Annotated in this window: 10 protein-coding genes and 3 pseudogenes; 8 read left to right on the forward strand and 5 right to left on the reverse strand. The window is 68.1% G+C overall.

Going from position 1 to position 20,983, the window contains the following annotated elements; translation table 11 throughout:
* A pseudogene (locus tag ABZT12_RS37290) lies at nt 1-163 on the forward strand (ISAs1 family transposase); the annotation flags it as partial.
* A gap of 177 nt (nt 164-340) precedes the next feature.
* On the opposite strand, the gene ABZT12_RS37295 reads toward ABZT12_RS37290, so the two are convergent.
* Nucleotides 341-1,585 carry an SWIM zinc finger family protein gene (locus tag ABZT12_RS37295; protein ID WP_356393675.1) on the reverse strand — a complete coding sequence of 415 codons (1,245 nt, stop codon included), beginning with the start codon at nt 1,583-1,585 and terminating at the stop codon, nt 341-343.
* Complete coding sequence (locus ABZT12_RS37300) at nt 1,582-4,416, reverse strand: DEAD/DEAH box helicase (RefSeq protein ID WP_356393721.1); 2,835 nt, start codon at nt 4,414-4,416, stop codon at nt 1,582-1,584. The genes ABZT12_RS37295 and ABZT12_RS37300 overlap by 4 nt, the downstream gene beginning before the upstream one ends.
* 280 nt (nt 4,417-4,696) lie before the next feature.
* Here ABZT12_RS37300 and ABZT12_RS37305 point away from each other — a divergent pair, with 280 nt between their 5' ends.
* Nucleotides 4,697-4,945: a type II toxin-antitoxin system CcdA family antitoxin gene (locus ABZT12_RS37305; RefSeq protein ID WP_356393678.1), complete on the forward strand. Its 249-nt coding sequence runs from the start codon at nt 4,697-4,699 to the stop codon at nt 4,943-4,945.
* Nucleotides 4,942-5,343: a DNA-binding protein gene (locus ABZT12_RS37310; protein ID WP_356393681.1), complete on the forward strand. Its 402-nt coding sequence runs from the start codon at nt 4,942-4,944 to the stop codon at nt 5,341-5,343. Before ABZT12_RS37305 ends, ABZT12_RS37310 begins: the two co-directional genes overlap by 4 nt.
* Before the next feature lie 166 nt (nt 5,344-5,509).
* Here the strand turns inward: ABZT12_RS37310 and ABZT12_RS37315 are convergent, their stop codons facing one another.
* Nucleotides 5,510-5,752 carry a hypothetical protein gene (locus ABZT12_RS37315; RefSeq protein WP_356393684.1) on the reverse strand — a complete coding sequence of 81 codons (243 nt, stop codon included), beginning with the start codon at nt 5,750-5,752 and terminating at the stop codon, nt 5,510-5,512.
* Between the two features lie 278 nt (nt 5,753-6,030).
* Nucleotides 6,031-6,603, reverse strand: a complete 573-nt coding sequence (locus ABZT12_RS37320; protein ID WP_356393687.1) for a hypothetical protein — start codon at nt 6,601-6,603, stop codon at nt 6,031-6,033.
* Nucleotides 6,604-6,855: 252 nt separating this feature from the next.
* Between ABZT12_RS37320 and ABZT12_RS37325 the strand changes: the two genes are divergently transcribed.
* Nucleotides 6,856-8,043 carry an ISAs1 family transposase gene (locus ABZT12_RS37325; protein WP_356393690.1) on the forward strand — a complete coding sequence of 396 codons (1,188 nt, stop codon included), beginning with the start codon at nt 6,856-6,858 and terminating at the stop codon, nt 8,041-8,043.
* Nucleotides 8,044-8,076: 33 nt separating this feature from the next.
* Nucleotides 8,077-8,514, forward strand: coding sequence for a DUF4145 domain-containing protein (locus ABZT12_RS37330; RefSeq protein ID WP_356393693.1), 438 nt, complete (start codon nt 8,077-8,079; stop codon nt 8,512-8,514).
* Nucleotides 8,515-8,674: 160 nt separating this feature from the next.
* Here the strand turns inward: ABZT12_RS37330 and ABZT12_RS37335 are convergent.
* A pseudogene (locus tag ABZT12_RS37335) lies at nt 8,675-8,932 on the reverse strand (restriction endonuclease); the annotation flags it as partial.
* 418 nt (nt 8,933-9,350) lie between these two features.
* On the opposite strand from ABZT12_RS37335, the gene ABZT12_RS37340 reads away from it, so the two are divergent.
* The 3 genes and pseudogenes from ABZT12_RS37340 (at nt 9,351) to ABZT12_RS37350 (ending at nt 20,901) form a co-directional block, all read left to right on the forward strand.
* On the forward strand, nt 9,351-13,562 hold the full coding sequence (locus ABZT12_RS37340; RefSeq protein ID WP_356393696.1) for a LamG-like jellyroll fold domain-containing protein: 4,212 nt from the start codon (nt 9,351-9,353) through the stop codon (nt 13,560-13,562).
* Between the two features lie 124 nt (nt 13,563-13,686).
* Nucleotides 13,687-20,216, forward strand: a pseudogene (locus ABZT12_RS37345) (polymorphic toxin-type HINT domain-containing protein); the annotation flags it as partial.
* A 301-nt stretch (nt 20,217-20,517) separates the two neighbouring features.
* On the forward strand, nt 20,518-20,901 hold the full coding sequence (locus ABZT12_RS37350; RefSeq protein ID WP_356393699.1) for a hypothetical protein: 384 nt from the start codon (nt 20,518-20,520) through the stop codon (nt 20,899-20,901).
* The last annotated feature ends 82 nt before the right edge of the window (nt 20,902-20,983 follow it).

Below are 20,983 nucleotides of genomic sequence, written 5' to 3' on the forward strand. Positions count from 1 at the left end.
CGCCTCGCAACTGCGCACCGGCAACGCGCCCCGAGCAATGGCCACCTGCCGCAACCTCGCCATCGGAGCCCTGCGACTGGCTGGCTCAACCAACATCGCCGCCGACCTCCGCCACAACGCCCGCGACGCGAACCGACTGCTCACCCTCCTCGGGCTCGCGTGATCACGAAACGGACGTCACGCGACTTCGCCGAAGCCCTGGTACCCTCCCCCGCTCACTCGTTCTCATGCAACGTCCGCAGAGGGCGCGGGCGCATCGAGGCCGACGAGTGGCGCCGACAGTTGTGTGTCGCACCCCGTGGGAGAGGCGCCGTCCGGCGGGCGGGGTCCGTCGTCCCCCTTACTCGTCTCGCTTCGTGGCCTGTTGCCAGACCGAGGTGAGTGCCGCGACCGGGTCGGTGTCGGCCGGTGCTGCGGGCCACCATTCGCCATCGTCGTCCTGGAGGCAGGGGTACCAGCGGGCGTCGGGGCCCAGTCGGAGCTGGATGCCGTGGCCGGTGAGGGTGAGGCGGTTGCGCCAGGCACGGAGGGGGACAGGGGCGGTGGCCATCTCGGCGAGGGCCGCGGTCAGGGCGGTACGGGCGGCCGTCATCACCGCCGGGTCGGGGGTGTGCGGCTGTTCCGCAACGGTGAGGCCGATGGGGCCGCCGTGGCGCCAGGCGCGGGTGAGGCGGGCGAACGCGGTCGGTCTGGTGCCGGTGTTCTGGATCAGGTGGTGGAACCACTCGGGTCCGGGGCCGCTCGCGGCGATCCGTACCGCGTCCTGGTGCTGGGTCAGATGCAGGCCGGCGGTGTCGCCCACGAGGAGCCGCGCGGCGCGTGCGGCGGTGTCGGCCATGAGGCGTTCCAGGTCCGTGGTGGCCAGGCCGCTGCCGGAGGGCGGGACGACGGGCAGCGCGGCGGCGTGGGCGGCCGGAGCGGGGGGTTCGGGCAGCCGGAGGGTGTGTTCGGCCCAGCGGGCGTACGCGGCGGCTGCCGGGATGCCCGTCGGGGCCGGTGGGGTGGCGGTCTCCTGCTTTGCCGTACGGCGGGCGCGCAGCTGGGTGAGGATCTCCTCCCGGCTGCGGCCGCGTAGGGCGAAGAGCGCGAACGGGTCGGCGTCGATGGTGGCGGCGATGGCGTAGCAGAGCGCGGCGGCGTGCTTGCAGGGGTATCCCCAGTCGGGGCAGGAGCACGCGGGGTCGAGTTCGGTGGGCTGCGGCAGCAGTGGGACGCCTGCCTGGCGGGCGTCGTCAACGAGTTCGGTGGGCATCTCGCCGTCGAGGAGCGCGGCGAGATGCCCGGCACGGGCAGCGATGGTGTCGAGCAGGGTGTCCCACTGGGCGTCGGTGAGGACGGCCAGGTGGACCGAGGAGCGGTAGGGGCGCGGTCTGCTGCCCTGGACGGCGGCCTTGACCTGGCCCGGGGCGATGGTGGTCGGGCCGACCATGCCTTTGCGGGTGTAGGTGCGTCCGCGGGACAGACGCCCGGCGTCGAGGGTGGAGTCCTCCAGGGCGGTGACCCATGCCTGACCCCACCAGGTGGCAGCGAAGTCGCGCTTGCCGCGGGCGGGCGCACGGCGCGGGCCGGGGATCGAGGAGCTCATGCCTGCCTCCCCAGGGCGACGAGTTCGGCGAGGTCGGCGTCGGACAGTTCGGTCAGGGCGGCTTCACCGGAGCCGACGACGGCGTCGGCGAGCGCGCGTTTGGATGCGAGCAACTGCGCCACCTTGTCCTCCACGGTTCCCTCTGCGATGAGCTTGTGGACCTGTACGGGTCTGTCCTGGCCGATGCGGTAGGCGCGGTCGGTGGCCTGGTCCTCGACGGCCGGGTTCCACCAGCGGTCGTAGTGCACGACGTGGGTGGCACGGGTGAGGTTGAGTCCGGTGCCCGCCGCCTTCAACGACAGCAGAAACACCGGCACTTCACCGCGCTGGAAACTTTCCACCATGTCCTCGCGCCTGGCGACGGGGGTGCCGCCGTGCAGGAAGAGGGTGGGGGTGCCGCGTTCGGCGAGATGTTTCTCCAGGAGGGTCGCCATCTGCTTGTACTGGGTGAAGACCAGCACCGATTCGCCTTCGGCGGTGATGGTGTCGATCAGTTCGTCGAGCAGGTCGAGCTTTCCGGAGCGGCCGGCGAGCGGCGTGGACTGGCGTAGGTACTGGGCGGGGTGGTTGCAGATCTGCTTCAGCGCGGTGAGCAGTTTCAGCACGAGGCCGCGCCGGGCGATGCCCACGGACTCCTCGATCTTCGCCATAGTCTCGCGGACCACCGCCTCGTACAGGCTGGTCTGCTCGGCCGTCAGCGAGACGACCCGGTCGGTCTCGGTCTTGGGCGGCAGTTCGGGCGCGATGCCCGGGTCGGACTTCTTGCGGCGCAGCAGGAAGGGCCGTACGAGATGGGACAGGCGCTCGGCGGCCTGGGGGTCCTCTCCCGCCTCGATGGCGCGGGCGTGCCGGTCGCGGAAGGCGGACAGCGAGCCGAGGAGTCCGGGGGTGGTCCAGTCGAGGAGCGCCCACAGTTCGGAGAGGTTGTTCTCCACGGGGGTACCGGTCAACGCGACGCGGGCGCGGGTGGGCAGGGCGCGTAGTTCGCGGGCGGTGATGGCGTAGGGGTTCTTGACGTGCTGGGCCTCGTCGGCGGCGATCAGTGACCAGGCGGTTCCGGCGAGGACGTCACGGTCGCGCCGCAGCACGCCGTAAGTGACCAGGACGATCTCGTCACCATCCAGGTCCTTGAGGTGGCGGTCGCCGCCGTGGTAGCGGCGCACGGGGACGGTCGGCGCGAACCTGGCGGCCTCGCGTTCCCAGTTGCCGAGCAGGGAGGTGGGGCAGACGACGAGGGTGGGGCCCGCGGTGGCGGGGTCGGTCTGGCGGTGCAGATGCAGGGCGAGCAGGGTGATGGTCTTGCCCAGGCCCATGTCGTCGGCGAGGCAGCCGCCGAGGCCGAGTTCGCACATCTCGGCCAGCCAGGCGAGACCCCGTTTCTGGTAGTCGCGCAACGTGGCCTTGAGAGCGGCTGGCTGGGCGGCGGGGGTGCGGGACTCGGGATCGCGGATACGGTTGACCAGATCTCCGAGCGCACCGACCGCCTCGCAGGCGAACGTCTCCCCGTCCCTCTCCACCTCGCCGGTCAGCGCGGCGCTCAGGGCCTCCATGGGGGTGAGCGGTTCCATCCTGCGGCGCTTTGCGCGGGCCACCAGCTTCGGGTCGGCGACCACCCACTGGTCGCGCAGCCGGATCAGGGGACGGCGTGCCTCGGCGAGGGCGTTCATCTCGGCCTCGGTGAGCGGCTCGCCGCCGAGAGAGACCTGCCAGCGGAAGTCGAGGAGGGCGTCGGCGTCGAGGAGGCCGCCCGCGGTGGAGCCGGGGGCGGTGCGCTGCCCGATCTCCGCGGTCGCGGTGAGCGCCTTGACCAGTTCGCGCGGCCAGTGCACGTCGATACCGGCCGCGCGCAGCGCGTCGGTGGCGTCGCCCAGCAGGTCGAAGGCTTCGTCGTCGGTCAGCCGGAGCTGTTCGGGGGCGGCGTCCGCCAGCAGTCGCTGAAGTGGGGGCCAGGCTCGGGCGCCGCGGCGCAGCGCGAGCAGTGTCTCGGTCTCGGCACGCGGGCCGAGCAGCCGCTCCACCTCGCCGGGCTCGCTCCACAGTCGTGCGGCCTCCACGACGAGCGCCGGATCCGCCGCGGTGTGCAGTTGCAGGACGGCCCGGAACTGTCGGCGTCGGCCCTCGGGCACGTCGACACGCAGCGAGACGCCGACCTCGGCGGTCAACGCGGCAGCGGTCTCCTCGGCCCACTCGCGCAGCGTGGGCACGGTACGCGTCTCGCGCCAGGCGTACGGCAGTACTCCCATGGCGAGCGGCACGGCGGGAGTACGGGCCAGGTCGTCGGCGACCGCGTCGCAGAACCGGCGTACCAGCGCGGCCGGTTCGGCCATGCGCACGGGCGGCGGCCCCGGCTCCGGCAGGCAGTGGGCGTGGGGTGGGAAGGCGTTGGCAAAAGCGTCCAGCGTCTGTCGCTGGGTGACGGTGAAGGGGCCCGCCAGCCAGGTGTCGTAACCGGCGGGGGTGAGGGCCGGGTGGAGGCGGCCGTCGGCGAGCACCCGCAGTGCGAACCGGGTGGCCGCCTGCCAGGCGGCGGCGGACGGGTGCGGCGGCTGCGCCCCGGCCAGGGCGGACACGGCGACCGCGACGGGCAGCGCGTAGCCGTTCACCCTGCGTCGTCTGACCGAGCGGCCATGCGGCAGCACCAGTTCCACCGAGTCGGTCTCCACACCCGCCGGCGGGACACCGCCTCCGGCGACCGCCCTGGCGGGCTGCCAGAGCAGGAGCCGCCCGAGACGGGCCGGCTCTCCGGGCAGGAACACCGCTGCCCAGCCCCTGTCGAGAAGCTCCCGCGCCCAAGCGGTCGCCTCGGGGGCGGCAAGCGGTGGTGCGCTCATCGTGACCGTGCGCGGTTCTCGTACGACGATCCGTGCCACTCTTTTCCGCTCCATCGCCATCCGGGTGGTCCTCACGGCCCCCGCCATCACCGGACTTCACCACGTACTGTCACCCACCGGCAAGCTCGGGCCATGCCTTCACCGGTGGGAACAGGACTCCTGCCGCAGGCACTTCATATGTCGGGCGGAGGGGATCGCGGCGGCCCCGGACCACGTTCGTGAGCACGGGGATCACCGACAGAACGGCCGCAGGGCGCGCATACCGCAGTATGCTCGAGTCATGGCGGACACGACACGCATCACGGTGACACTGCCGACCGACCAGGTCGCCGAACTGCGGAAGCTCACCGACAACGTCTCCGGATATGTCGCCGAGGCGGTGGCACGTCAGCTACGGCACCAACTGCTCGGTGCCGACCTGCAGCGCCACCAGGAGGAACACGGGGCGTTCACCGAGGAGGAACTGGCCGAGGCCCGCTCCAGGATCTTCGGCACGGCGGACGCCGGCGGGTCGGCGAGCGCGGCGTGATCAAGCACGTCGAGACCGTCGTCCTGGACTCCGAGGGGCTCTCCGCCTGGATCGCCCAGGACCGCAAGATCCTCGCGATGTTCCAGGTGTTCCATGCCATGGGTGCCGATTTCGTCATCGGCGCCAACACCATCGTGGAAGTGACCCATGCGCGGGTGAACATGCCTCGACTGCAGTGGGCGCTCTCCCGCGTCAAGGTCGAGCCGGTGACCGAGGCGGCCGCGAAAGCATCCGCAGAACTGCTCAAGGCCGCAGGGCTGCACGGTCACAAGTACGCGATCGACGCGACCGTCGCCGAGGTGGCACTGCGCCAGCCGGGTCCGGTAACCATGCTGACGTCCGATGTCGACGACATGGCCCGATTGTGCGGCGACCGCGTCCGGCTCATCGGCATCTGAGCCGACAACTGCGCTCGCCAGCCGAAGAGAATCTTCGCAGTTCACACTGCGATAGGTGAAAAAGCCTTGACTGAGCTGATGGGCAGGCCGGCTACTGGCTGGTCTCCGATGGCGATTGATGCCCGTGGAGTCTCCATCGGCCCTCTGTAAAACCTGGTCTGGATGCCTACTGCTGCCGAGGCGGATGAGGGTCCCAGCCGACCGAGAACGACCACGTGACGTTGGGCTCTGCAGTGAAGCGCAGCGCACCGCGGTTGTGGTTGTGGGACATGTGAATTTCGTTCATCGTGGGCAGCACCTTTCCCCTTTCGCACAGCAGCGGAAAAGAGAGCCCCGTTGGCTCGACTTGTACGGTGAGCCGACCCGAACCTTGGCAGTTGATGGCGATCGCGAGGGTCTTGCCTGCCATGATTCCACCCGGAATTGGGTAGACAGCGTTACTTTTTAGTGCAGTGGCGCTGGTCAGGGGCGTGATGCCGTCTGAGCTGATCGTCGGGGCCTTGTGAACGGAAGGCGCGTGCGGGTCAGGGGATGAACTGGCCGGGGTAAGGGCAGGCGACGCGGTGGCGCCTCGGGCGGGGCGGGTGGGCAGTGTTTTGTCCTGGTGAGCGGAGGTGCAGCCCGCGGCCGCCAGTGTGGCGACAAGCATGCAACCGGTGAGGCGGACGGGCCACCCTGTGCTTGTCATCAGGCGTTCGACTCCCAGATGTACCAGCCGACGTAGTGAGGGGTGTAGCTCGTCACGGTGCTCTTCGAAGTGATCTTACAGTTCTCCGCTACCACGTAGCTCGTCCCCTGGGTCCGCACTCGGTAGACGCCATACGTGGCGTGGGTCATCTTGTGCGCCGGGGTGTCGACCGAGATCGAATTGCCCAGCTTCGCGGTCATCGAGGCGGACAAGCTCAAGTCCCACTTTGCCTCGACCTTGCCGATCATGGCCTCCATGCTGACGGAGAGGTGTCCGGTGTAGGTCACCCCCACAGTGCCGGTGACTTCGGCGGTGAAGGTCGACTTGGCCGTGTGACTGGTGTTGTTGGCGTTGGCGTTAGGAGCGCCCACACCCTTGTGGTGGTCTCCACCCTTGTAGGTAGGTGTGTAGACGCGCGACACCTCGCACCTGCGGCCGTCAGGGGAGTTACCGACTCCTGTGCTGTCGCCGCCCGGAATATCCGGCTCCGTGGTCACCTGGTCCGCAGGGACATCGACGAGGTCGGTATCAGCCGGATCCGTCTCCTGCGGCGGTTCACTGTTGATGACCACGCCGGTGTCTGTAGGCGTGTCATCTGCTGATGCGATGCCTCCCCCCGCCCCCAGGCAGGGCTTGCGCAAGTTCCCGGGATCGTCCAACTGGCGTGAGGATGCCGCGGGTTGGGGGGGATGGCAGAGCGGACACGGGATCCGTGATCATTCAGGTGTCTAAGCCAAGTGATCAAGAGGGTTCCCGTGTCCGCTGTCTCATCTTCCCCGATCCCTGCAGTATTGGCCAAGTTGGGTCCGCTCAATCCGGACGACATGTCTGACCTGCGGTTCTTTCTGGAAGCGGTGCCCGATCCTCGCGCCCGGCGGGGCCGCTGGTACTCGCTGACCTCGATCCTGCTGGTCTGCGCGGCCGCCGCGGTCTCGGGGGCCCGGACTATCGACGAACTCGCCGAGTGGGGCGCCCGCGCCGACGCAGGGTTGCTCGCCATGCTCGGCGTGCGCCGTCACCTGCTGCGCCGGCGGCATGCGCCGTCCAGGCCGGCGATCGGGAGGGTCCTCAAGCGTCTCGACACCGACGCACTCGATGCGGCCGCGGGAGCCTGGCTGGCTCACCGCCATACCGCCGCAGCCCCGGGCAGGCGACGGGTGATCGCCGTGGACGGCAAGGCACTGCGCGGCTCCGCCCGCCTGGACCAGCCCCGCCGGCACCTGCTGTCCGCCGTCACCCACGGCTGCCCGGTCACCCTCGCCCAGGCTGAGGTTGGGTCCAAGACCAACGAGACACGGCACTTCCAGCCTCTGCTCGCACCGCTCGACCTGGACGCAGACGTGGTGACCTTCGACGCGCTGCACTCCGTGAAGGCCAATGTCGCCTGGCTGGCCGAGACCAAGAAGGCGCACTACGTGGCCGTGATCAAGCCCAATCAGCCCACCGCCTGGGCCCAACTGGACGGTCTCGACCGGCATGCGGTGGCCATCCAGCACACCGCCTCGAACAAGGGACACGGCCGTCACGAGTCCCGCTCGATCAAGACTCTCACCATCGCCGACAACCTCGGCGGTATCGCCTTCCCTCACACGAAGCTCGCCCTCCGCGTCCACCGCCGCCGCAAAGAGACCGGCAGGAAGGAAACCCGCGAGACCGTCTACGCGGTCACCAGCCCCGACGTCCACCAGGCGAAACCGGCCGAACTCGCATCCCACCTGCGCGGACACTGGACCGTGGAAGCCCAGCACCACATCCGCGACCGTACCTTCGCCGAAGACGCCTCCACTGTCCACGCCGGCAACGCACCCCGTGCCATGGCCTCCCTCCGCAACCTCGCGATCGGAGCCCTCAAAGCCCTCGGAGCGACCAACATCGCGAAGACCACCCGCGCCATCCGCGACCAACCCGAACGAGCCCTCCCCATCCTGGGCATCACCTACAAGCCCGACCTCAACGGAAGGGTGTGTCAGCTGTGCGGTCGCTCGGTCCTGGAAGTCATCGAGTGCAAGTAGACAGGCTGGGGCAAAGACGCCCGTATCGAAGAGATGACGCGGCTGGTGCTGTGGCCCTCTCCCCCACCCCGCGTGCTGCCCCCAGATGTACCGGAACGGATCCGCAGCACGTTTGAGGAAGCCTCACGGGCAGAAAACGCCGGCGCGGCCCGGCTCGCCGGCGTCGGATACCGGTCGGCGGTGGAAGAACTGTGCAAGGACCAGGGCGCCACGCATCACACCCTGCACGGAAAGATCCAGGAGCTCGCGGCCAAAGGCCTGCCGGTCGACGTCATCACGGCTCTGGACGAGACGCGAGTCGTCGGGAACGACAGTGTGCATCACGGTGTCGCGTACTCCGCCGAAGAACTCGCTGACATTGCCGAGTTGGTCGCCGAAGCCGCGGTTCTCCTCTACGCTCAGCCCGCGCAGCGACGACGCATGGCGGAATCGCGTAGAAGGCGTCACGAAGCAGCTCAGCAGAACCCGTGAGGCACGCTCGCTGAAGCCGGCCACCCTACTGGAATGCCAACTACCGCTGACTTGGCGGCACTTCGAATGCGGCCTCGGTTCGGACACCAGCGGTCCTTGGGGGCGGGGCCAGCCGCAGAGGCCGCGCGGCGGTTCGCTGGCCTTCGACCCGCAGGGGTGGCTACGGGGTGGCCGGGACGGGTTCGGTGAGGCGGTCCAGCCTCGTGTAGAGGGCCCGTACGAGGCGGGCGCGGTTCTGTACGCAGCGGGCGGTGCCCTCCAGCGGGGTGGACAGGCGTCGGTCGGCTTCGCGGAGGATGACTTCGGCGAGGGCTCCGCGGCCGTCGCTCTTGGGCAGGGCGGCGGCGTGGCGCCGGACGTCGGCGGCCACGGCGCGGGCGTGCCCGGTGAGCTGGAGGGCGATCTGCTCGTAGTCGCGGGGTTCACCCGCACGCGAGCACCGCGCCGACGGTCCCGGCCTGAAGGCGTCGCTGGGGGCTCGGCGGTGGTGCAGACGGAAGGGGCTACCGCAGCAGGCGTATCGCCGCCCTCACGCCAAGACGTTGGATTGTGGCGGACTTCGCGCACTTTTGTGAAATGTGCCACACAGCGAGTTTGGATTTTTGGCGCCTTCTGTAACTCATGTCCATTTGTGAGTCTCTAGTAAGAAAGCTGTGGATGACTTATGTTGCGGTCTGATCACCTGGCCGAGCGCGGCCGGTGATGGTCCAACTCATTTTCATCCGGGGGGAGTTCACGTGACGTTGTACGGGGGTGGGCGTCGGCGGCGCAGAGCCGGCGTGTTGCTAGTCGCGGCAGTGGTGCTGGTGGCGGGTGCGGTCAATGACGCCACGGCTATGACCGAGGAGAGAGCCGGCGGTCCGGCCGCGGAGGTTGCCGGCCTGGACGCGGCAGGTGCGGCGGCCGACGACGGTGTGGAGCACGGGGCGAGCGAGGAAACCCGTGCTCTGGCCGAGGCCGCGCGTACCGGCAAGCCCGTCGAGATCATCTCGCGGCGCGGGGAGAGCAGTGAGGTGTACGCCACCCCGGAGGGGAACCTGGAAGACCGCGAGCATCTGCGCCCGGTGCGGACCCGGGTCGACGGCAAGTGGCAGGACATCGACACCACCCTGACGAAGCGGGCGGACGGAACGGTGATGCCGAAGGCCACGACCATCGGCCTGACGTTCTCCGGTGGCGGTTCAGATCCGCTGGTGCGGATGACGAAGAGCGGCCGTGGACTGGCGCTGTCCTGGCCCAAGGAACTGCCGTCCCCGCAGCTGAACGGCAACACCGTCACCTACTCGGATGTACTCCCCGACGTCGACCTGCAGATGGAAGCCCAGCAGGACGGCTTCACCCAGCTCCTGGTCGTCAAGTCGGCCGAAGCCGCGGCGAGTTCGGAACTGAGCGAACTGCGGCTGAAGCTGGACGCCGACGGCATGCGGGTGGAGGAGACCGCCGAGGGAGGCGTCGCCGCAGTCGATGAGGGTGCAGGAAGCGCCGTCTTCGAGGCCCCCCGCCCCATGATGTGGGACTCCAGCAGCCAGGCACCGGCCGCCACCGCCAAGCAGTCCGCCACCGGTTCCGGCGCTGCTGCCGCTGGGACCGCAACGCGCTCTTCCCAGGCCACGGCCGCCGAGTCTGCCAACATGGCACCAGTCGGCGTGGACGTTCCCGCCGGACAGAACGCCCTCGTGCTCACACCCGACAGCGACGTGCTGCGCGGCAAGGACACGGTGTACCCCGTGTTCATCGACCCCCAGTGGTACTCCCCGAAAGCCACGGCCTGGACGATGGCTTCCAAGTACTGGGCGTCGTCGCCGCAGTGGAAGTTCAACGGCGACTCGGACGCGGGCATGGGCTACTGCTACTGGTCCTACTGCGCGCCGTACGACACCAAGCGGCTCTTCTACCGCATCCCGACCTCGAAATTCGCGGGCCGCAGCGTGCTGCAGGCAGAGTTCGTAGTCCGCAACACCTGGTCGGCGTCCTGCTCGGCGCGGAGCGTGGAGCTGTGGCGCACCAAGGACATCTCCTCGTCGACGACCTGGAACTCGCAGAACGCGGACGGCTTTTGGATCGACCACCTCAAGACGGCGTCCTTCGCCTACGGGTTCACCGGCTGCGCCGCCAAGGACGCGGAGTTCGACGTGAAGTCCGCCGTACAGAACGCGGCGAACAAGAAGTGGTCGACGATGACTTTCGGCCTGAAGTCGGCCAACGAACTCGACGAGTACGGATGGAAGCGGTTCTCCGACGACGCCTATCTGCGCGTGCAGTACAACCGCCCGCCGCCGCAGGTCAAGATGTCGCAACTGACCATGGAGTACGGCGGCTCGTGCAAGAAGCCGGCCGCTGCAGCGCGGGTGAGCACCCGGGGCAAGATCTACGCGAACAACGTCACCGACCCCGACGGCGACACCGTAGCCGTCGAGTTCTGGGCGAGCTGGGACACCGGCGACGGCAAGGGAGTCGTCACCCGCTGGAAGTCCGGGCGGACGACGGCGAAGAAGTCCGGCTCGGACTTTGCGATCACCCTGCCGTCCTCTCTTCCCGCCAACAAGACGGTGAACTGGTACGTCCGCTCCTACGACGGTGCCCAGTACTCGCCGTGGTCGTACTCGGGTGACCCCACCGCCTGCTACTTCGTGTACGACACAAGTGTGCCCAAGGCGCCGACCATCTCGTCCGCGATCTACCCGGCCCTGAACCCCGAGGACCCCGACGACCCTTGGTACGACGGGGTGGGCCAGTACGGCGACTTCGTGGTCACCGGCGCCGTTTCCGACGTGACCAAGTACTGGTTCGGCATCAACAACGACCCGGTCTCCACCAACACCGTCACCACCTCCGGCGGAGCGGCCAGGACCGTGCCGGTCCTCCCGCTCAAGCCCGGCCTCAACACCTTCACCGCACGCTCCTTCGACGCTGCCGGAAACGGCTCCGAGATCCGCACCTACCAGTTCCGCGTCAAGGCGGGACAGCGGGAGCGGGCAGACTGGTCCATGGACGAGGCGGCCGGCGCCACGGCGGTGGCCGGCAGCGCACCCGAGCAGACGGCCACCCTGTACAACGGTCCGACGCCGAAGGCAGCGGGGAAGTTCGGTACGGCGGTGCAGTTCGACGGCGTCGACGACTACGCCGCCACGGACATCGCCACCGTCAACACCGACATCAGCTTCTCGGTGTCCGCGTGGGTGAAACTCTCCGCCATGCCGTCCGGAGCGGCGGTCGCGGTCTCCCAACGCGGCAACCACGCACCGGGGTTCGAGCTGTACTACTCCCAAGGCTACGACCGCTGGGTGTTCAACCAGTACAGCTCCGACAGCTCCAGCGGCACCCCCGTCCGTGCCATGCAGGCCGCCGCCGGCGGGGTCAAAGCCGGGGAATGGACGCACCTGGTCGGCATCTACTCCGCCGGTGAGAATCTTCTGAAGCTGTACGTCAACGGCGCTCTGGCCGGGACCGCGGCCTACAGCACGCCCTGGAACGCACGGCGCGGCATGATAATCGGCGGCAGCTTCCTCGACGGGGCGTCCACGCCCGCTTCACCCTTCCCCGGCACTATCGACGAGGTGAAGACCTTCGAGAAGCCGCTGTCAGCGGCCGAGATCGCGGGCCTCTACAGCTCGAACTCGATCGGCGGCGGCCGGCCCGCTCGCATGGTCTTCCCCATGGACGACGATGCCGACGCGACCACGCTGAAGGGCGCGGCCGACGTGAATCCCGCGGTCCTCAAGGGCGGTGCCGCCACCGGCTCGGCCGGTGTGGACGGCAACGCGCTGACCCTGGACGGAACCGACGACTACGCCGCCACCGGCGGCCCGCACATCAACACCTCCTACAGCTTCGCCGTGTCGGCCTGGGTGAAACTGCCGAAGACGAAACCGACCCATGCGGCGACCGTCGCCACCCAGAGCGGAACCGCGGTGACAGGACCGGAGCTGTACTACTCCAGCTCCTACGACCGCTGGGTGTTCAACCAGCACAGCGCCGACACCGCCGACTCCACGGTGGTGCGAGCCATGCAGCCCACGGGCACCACCGCGTACGGCGGTGAGTGGACGCATCTGGTCGGTGTTCAGGACACGGAGGCGGACACCCTCTCGCTGTACGTCAACGGGAGCCTGGCCGGCACGGTCGCCCTGCCCTCGACCTGGTACGCCGGCGGAGCGGTGCAGATCGGCGCCAGCTCGTTCGAGGGTGCGGCGACCTCCTTCTTCCCCGGGCAGATCGACGACGTGCGGCTCTTCGACCGTCCGGTGTCCGCAGGTGAGGTACAGCAGTTGTTCAAGCAGCGGGCCGTGGTCAAGGGACGCTGGAAGTTCGACCCGGCCGCCAGTACCGCGCTGAGCTCGCCCGACGCCTCGACTTCGGGTAACGCCATGACCCTCTACAACGGCGCCACCACGGGCTCCGGTTGGGTCGACGGTGCCGTCGTCCTCGACGGTACGAACGACTACGCCGCAGCCCCCGTGGTGCCGGTCGACACCAGCGGCAGCTTCACCGTCAGCGCCTTCGTCCAGGCCGCGGCCGTCCCGACCGGTCCGGTCACCGTCATCAGCGCACCCGGAGCAGCGAAGAGCGCGTTCGCGGTGCGCTACGAGCCCAGCGCCACCCCGGCCACCGATCCGGGCCGCTGGCGGATCGCCACCGCCGACACCGACAGCGCCTCTGCCGCCGTCTCCGACATCGGCAACGGCATGTTCTACAGCGCCACCGACTGGAATCACATGGCACTCGTCTACGACGGCTTCTCCAAGGAGATCCGCCTCTACGTCAACGGGGAGCTCCAGGAAACCGCCTGCGCCGACGCCGACGAGGACGGCGTGCAGGACGACGCGAGCTGCACCGACACCGTCTCGTGGGCCGACACCGTCCTGACGTACAAGGCCACCAAGACCCTGCAGCTCGGCCAAGACACCGTCGGCACCACGCCCGTCCAGAACTTCCCCGGCTCGCTCTCCGACGTCTGGGTCTTCCAGGGCGCACTGACCGAGACACAGATCGACCACCTCGCCATCGGCAACCCCGGCGTGGAGACCTCGGTCCCCAGCGGCGACTGACCGGCACAACCCGCCGGGGACGGGCCGCCGTGAGCGGCGGGCCCGTCTCCGGCCAAACACTTCACCGCGTCGTGCGCGGTTCCCCGCTGCCCGCGGGCACTCAACGGGAGGAAGACGAACGCGTATGAGGATCAGACACCGGTCCAGAACGACACGGCCGTGGCGCAGAGTGGCCGTCATCACGGCCGCCGTGATGACCGCGACACTGCTCCAGACGGCGGGGGTCCCCGCCGTCGCCGAAGGCTGGCACATGCCCGCCGTGCCGCAGGCCGAGTCCCCCGTCCCCAGTGTCCCGGTGGGCAAGGCCGTGCCCCGCAAGGTGACGAAGGGCCCCCGAACGCCCGCCGAGGCACCGGCCACAAGCTGGCCGAAGACGATCACTACGGAAGTGACACTCCGTCAAAAGTCATCCGTAGTAGAGGAGTTGCCGCTCACTCTGGGCACCAAGGACCGCTCGGACGCGGCCACCGGCACCTATACGGTGCGCACGCTGTCGCGCGCGGACTCACGCAAGGCCGGTGTCGACGGCCCGGTCTTCACCCTGGCTCCCCGCGAGGGCGCCGCACAGCGGGCCGGAAAAGCGCACGCCGCACTGGACTACTCCTCCTTCGCCGGCCTGTACGGCGGTGACTACGCCTCCCGGTTGCCCTGGTCCGGCTGCCGCAGTGCGCGCTGAGCACCCCACACAAGAAGCAGTGCCGTACCGCCGAGCCGGTGCCGACCATCAACGACACCGCCAAGCAGACCCTGACCACGGACTCGGTCGCCCTGAGCACGAGCACGACGACCGTGCTGGCCGCGACCGCCTCGGCGAGCGGCGACAAGGGTGACTTCAAGGCCACCTCTCTGGCCGCCTCGTCGACCTGGAACACCGATCTGAGCAGCGGCTCCTTCTCCTGGGCGTACGACATGGCGGTGCCGCAGGTGCCCGGCGGGCTGACTCCGCAGGTCGGGCTGTCCTATTCCTCCGGCGGTGTCGACGGCCGTTCGGGAAACACCAACAACCAGGCCTCGTGGGTCGGTGACGGCTTCGACCTGGCGCCCGGCTTCATCGAGCGCACCTACAAGAGCTGCGCGGACGACGGGGTCACCAACGCCGACGGGAACAAGCCGGGCGACCTGTGCTGGGCGTACGACAACGCCACGCTGTCGCTGAACGGTTCGGGCGGAGAACTGGTGCCGAACGGCACCAACTCCTTCAAGCTCCAGAACGACGACGGCACGAAGGTCGACCGCATCTACGGCACCTCCTCCGACGTGCGGTCCAACGGCGCGCGCAACGACGAGTACTGGAGGGTGACCACCCCCGACGGCACCCAGTACTACTTCGGCTACAACCGGCTGCCGGGCTGGGCGAGCGGCAACGAGACCACCGACTCGGCCTGGACGGTGCCGGTCTTCGGCGACGACGCCGACGACCAGTGCCACGCCTCGACGTTCGCGGGTTCCTGGTGCCAGCAGGGCTGGCGCTGGAACCTGGACTACGTCGTGAACCCGCACGGCGACGCGGTCGCGTACTACTACGACAAGGAGACCAACTCCTACGGCCGCAACCTGACCGCCGCGGACGACACACCGTACGTGCGCGGCGGGACGATCGACCGGATCGAGTACGGCCTCAAGAGCACGGCCATGTACTCGGCGAAGGCACTCGCCAAGGTCGATTTCACCAGCAGCGAGCGGTGCATCCCGGACAGCTCGACCACCTGCTCGTCCATCTCCACGGACGCCCAGTACTGGTACGACACTCCGTGGGACCTGAACTGCACCGCGGGCACCGACTGCGACAACGGCCGGTTCTCACCGGCGTTCTTCACCCGCGACCGGCTGACCTCCGTCACCACCCAGGTCCTCGTGTCCGGGTCCTACAGCAACGTCGACGGCTGGAAACTCACCCACCGCTGGGGCATGGCCGATACCGACTACCAACTACTGCTGGACTCCATCCAGCGCACCGGCTACGGCACCGGCGGCACGTCCATCACCCTGCCGAAGGTCACCTTGGCCTACACCCAGCTCGCCAACCGGCTGGACAAGACCGGCGACGGCTTCGCCCCATTCATCAAGTCCCGGCTGTCCACCGTCGCCGACGAGTCGGGCGGCCAGATCGACGTCGGCTACTCGGCCTCGGAGTGCGACTTCGACGCGCTACCCACACCCGAGACCAACACGACCCGCTGCTTCCCTCAGTACATCGGCGGCAGCACGAGCGACGACCCCGTCCTGCAGTGGTTCAACAAGTACGTGGTCGCCACCGTCACCTCGACTGACCGCACCGGCGGCTCGCCCGACCAGGTCACCATGTACGACTACCTGGACGGCGCGGCCTGGCACTATGACGATGACGACGGGATGACCAAGGAGAAGTCCAAGACCTGGTCGCAGTGGCGTGGTTACGGACACGTCCGGGTACGCGCTGGCGGTCAGGGCGGCGCCTCTGCGATGAAGTCGCAGGAGGACTCGTACTTCCTCCGCGGCATGGACGGCGACCGCAAGAACGCCTCCGGCGGCACCAAGAGCGTGGCGGTCGACCTCGGCTCGGGCGAAGGTGACGCGATCACCGACCACGAGTCGCAGGCCGGGTTCGCGTACAAGACCGTCACCTACTCCGGCCCCGGCGGCAAGGTGCTCGCCAAAACCGTGAGCCGGCCCTGGTACCAGCAGACCGCGAAGAAGGTCCGCACCTGGGGCACCGTGACCGCCAACCTGACCGGCAACGCATCGAGCAAGTCCTGGACCTCGCTCGACGACGGCGCGGGCGCCAAGTGGCAGACCACCTCGACGGCCGACACCCACGACACCACCACCGGCCTGGTCACCCAGACCAACGACCTCGGCGACACCACGACCGCCGCCGACGACCAGTGCACCCGCACCACCTACGTCTCCGGCAGCGTCCCTGTCGGCGCCCCCGCACGGGTGGAGACGGTCGCCAAGGCGTGCGACGCCACGACCAGCCGGCCGGCCGACGTCATATCCGACGTCCGGACCGCCTACGACGGCGGCGCGTACGGCGCCGCGGCCACGAAGGGCGACGCCACCAGGACCGCCAAGCTCAAGACGTACAGCGGCTCCAGCGCGCTCTACCTCGAATCCAGCTCCACGTACGACGGCTACGGCCGCGCGCTGACCACCACCGACCTGACCGCCGACGTGACAGTCACCTCCGCGGGCACGCTGACCCGGTCCGCCCGTACCGACGGACGTACCACGACCACCGCGTACACCCCGACCACGGGCTTCCCGACGAGCAGTTCGGTGACCACCCCGCCTGCCACAGCCGGGGACACCACGACCGCGCAGACGTCCACCACCGCCTACGACACCCTGCGCGGGCTGCCGCTCACGGAGACCGACACCAACGGCAAGGCCGTCACCTCCGCGTACGACGCCCTGGGGCGCACCACGAAGGTGTGGCAGGCGGACCGGAACACCGGCCAGACGCCCAGTTACGAGTTCGGCTACACCATCACCGACGGCCAGCCGGTCGTGGTGTCCACCAAGACAATCGGCAACTCGGATACTCAGGACACCTCGTACACCTTCTACGACGGCTTCCTGCGCACACGGCAGACACAGGCACCCGGCCCCGACGGCGGAGCACTGCTCGCGGACACCTTCTACGACGAACGAGGCCTGGTCACCAAGGAGTTCGCGACCTACTACATCACCGACGCGCCCTCGACCACGCTCCTGAAGCCCGAGAAGGCGCTCAGCGTGGAAACCCAGAACCGGCACACCTACGACGGTCTGGGCCGGGAGACCGAACTACGGCAGATCGCCGGAAACGGTGATGGTGGCACCGTCCTCGGGATCACGAAGACCGTCTACGGCGGCAACACCACCACGGTCATCCCGCCGGTGGGCGGCACCGCACAGACCACGGTCACCGACGCCCGCGGCCGCACCAGCGAACTCCGCCTGCTCCACACCAGGGTCGCCGACGCCCCCTACGACACCACCACCTACGGGTACAGCCCCCGGGGCGAGCTGACCAACGTCACCGACCCGGCCGGCAACGACTGGACCTGGACCTACGACCTGATGGGTCGGCTCACCGACACCACCGACCCGGACAAGGGCGCCGGCCACAACGAGTACGACGACCGCTCTCAGCTGGCCACCGCCAAAGACGGCCGCGGCAGCGTCCTGGCGTACGTCTACGACGGTCTGGGCCGAGAGACCGAACTACGGGAGAACTCCTCCACCGGAACGCTGCGCGCCAAGTGGGTCTACGACACGATCAGCGGCGCCAAGGGTCATCTCACCTCCAGCTCCCGCTACAGCGGCGGCCAGGAGTACAAGTCGAGCGTCGTGGCCTACGACCGCCTGTACCGGCCGCTGCGTACGTCGGTGACGATCCCGTCGACGGAGGGTGCCCTGCAGGGCACGTATGTGACGACGCCCAGCTACAACGCCTCGGGCACGGTGAAGGGCATCGGCTATCCCAAGGCGGGTGACCTCGCCGCCAACACCGTCGCCTACACCTACGAGGACGGCACTCAGCGGCCCATCAAGGTCAGCGGCCCGCTCAACCTGACCGCGACCACGAGCTACAGCTACACCGGCAAGCCGCTGCAGTACGTAATGTCCGCGAACGGCGGGAAGACCACGTACGAGAACAACACGTACCAGTGGGGCACCCAGCGGCTGGCCACCTCGGCGGTGGGACGCCAGGACGTGACGGGATCCGACCAGAACAACACCTACACGTACGACGAGGCGGGCAATGTCCTGTCCGTCTCGGACACCTCCCGCTCCGGCACGGACAACCAGTGCTTCGGCTACGACTACCTCGGCCGGCTGACCGAGGCCTGGGCCCAGTCGACCACCGGCTGCGCCACCACCCCCAGCACCAGCACGCTCGGCGGCCCGGCCCCGTACTGGACCTCCTACTCCTACGACAAGGTCGGCAACCGCCTCACCGAGACCCAGCACGCCACCACCAGCGGCGCCTCGAACACCGAGCGGAGCTACCACTACCCCGATCCGGGAACCGCCCAGCCGCACAAGCTGAACTCGGTGGACACCACCACCGGCACGGTGAAATCCACCGACAGTTTCGGCTACGACACCGGCGGCTACACCCACACCCGGCAACTGGGCAACGGCACCTCCCAGACCCTGGACTGGGACATCGAGGGCCATCTCGCCAAGGTCACCCAGCCCGTCGAGGGCGGCAGCGACAAGGTCACCGAGTACCTGTACGACGCGGACGGCTCCCGTCTGATCGGCCGCACACCGACGGAGACCACGCTCTACCTGGGCGACACGGAGATCACCCTGGCGAAGGGTGCCACCAGCGCGAAGGGCACCCGCTACTTCGACCTCGGCGGTGGTCACCAGGCCGTCCAGGCCAACGACGGAACCATCTCCTTCACTCTGGCCGACCACCACGGCACCGCCCAACTGTCCGTCAACGCCGACACCCAGGCGCTGACCCAGCGCCGGACCATGCCGTTCGGCGGGCTGCGCGGAACCGCGCCGAGCACTTGGACCGGCACCAAGGGCTTCGTGGGCGGCACCAGCGACACCGCCACCTCGCTCACTCATCTCGGAGCGCGCGAGTACGACCCCGCCACCGGCCGCTTCCTGTCGGTCGACCCGGTCTTCACGGCCGGCGACCCGCAGCAGATGCACGGCTACAGCTACGCCAACAACAACCCGCTGACCTATTCCGACCCGGCGGGCACGGAGATCGGCTCCAAGCCCAACTCCTGCCAGTACGACCTCAGCAGATGCGACAAGGAGACCAAGAAGGAAGTCGGCTACGACAACAAGTCCGGCACGGTCGACTACCACCGCGGCAGGATCTACAAGCGGGCCCAAGCCGCGAAGAAGCAGTGGGTGGCGGCCAACACCCCGGTCACGAACAACCTCGACAAACTCGCGGACCAGTACTGGTCGCCCAGAATGAACGCGGAGTTCACAGACGACTTCTGGTACAACCCGGTCTACGAATCCGCCCAGGAAGGCACCGCTTGTTACGGCCGCGAGGGGTGCCGTCAGGCCTACCTCTACGTACTCCACGGCGGCAAGGACGTCGAGAAGGCCAAGGAGATCGCGGCCACCTACTGCGTCTACAACGCAGAGGAGTGCAGCGATAAAGCTGCGGCCGTCGCCCGTGGCAACTTCATCGACGATGCCATCGATACGGCCGTGCTGGCCTATCTGGGTGGGCGCGCCGTAGCCGCAAGGCCCTGCAACAGCTTCATTCCCGGCACCCAGGTCCTGATGGCGGACGGAACGATTAAGCCCATCGAGGACGTGAAGACCGGGGACAAGGTCCTCGCCACGGATCCCGCAACCGGCCGCACCGAAGTCAAGACGGTCACTGCCGAGATCGTCGGCAAGGGTCTGAAGAACCTGGTCAGAATCACCCTTTCCATCGAAGTCGACGGCAAGAAGAAGACCGCCTCGGTCACCGCCACAGCCGGACACCCCTTCTGGGTCCCCGAACTCGGCAGCTGGGTCGACGCAGCCCAGCTCATCGACGGCGAACGACTCAGCACCTCCACCGACGCCGTCATCCACATCACCGATGTCGACCGATGGACCCAGCCGGCCACTGTTTACAACCTCACCGTGGCCGACATGCACACGTACTATGTACTCGCTGGTGCCACTCCGGTCCTTGTTCACAATTCTGGCGGATGCCCGGAGTTCGTGCCGCGCAACGAGAAGGCTGGCGATCTCGGCGGTAAATACCGTGAGGGGCAATCGACTCGGGACCCGGCGTCGCAGTGGTACCACGAAGAGCTCAGCAACGAGGATCTTCTGGATGGAATCAACAATGCTGCGGAGGGGGAAGGAATTCTTGTCTCCCGTGGCGGGACGATTCTCGGAGGACACCACCGCTGGGACGAACTCCAGACCAGAATCAAAGACGGGCGTATCGATCCAGACACGCCAATCCGTATCGACATCCTCGGCGGGGAGTAATTCTCTGATGTCTATGATTCATTCGACTGACCCTGACTTTCGTGTGTGTCAGATCAGTTTCGATACGCTGCTTGAGATCCAATTGGAGGCAGAGGATCGAGGCTGGGCGACGCGATGGACCTCGGTGGACGCGGTCCGTAGCCAGGTCAAAGAAGGAGTCGTCGTCCTCCAGTCGCTGATGCGCGAAGAGCGGGGAGGGATTCTTCGGGCGTACCGATGCCTCCTGCTGTTCTCGGCCGTAGGTGACGGCGATGGTGGCGGAATTGCCACGATCGACCTTGATCCGGCGAGGTTCGAATCGCTGGAGCGGATAGATCGAGACCCGGACGTTCGGAAGGTGCTTGTCCGGATGTTCTCCCTTGCGACGGGCGGGATTTCGATGGTCTCGAAAAATTAGCGAGATCTGTCAATATCCAAGGTTTGGCGTGATTGCGGATTCGGTCGGAAAATTCCCCGTTTCTCCAGGTGGAACACTGGCT

It is taken from the genome of Streptomyces sp. NPDC005423 (assembly GCF_040606415.1).
Classification (GTDB): domain Bacteria; phylum Actinomycetota; class Actinomycetes; order Streptomycetales; family Streptomycetaceae; genus Streptomyces.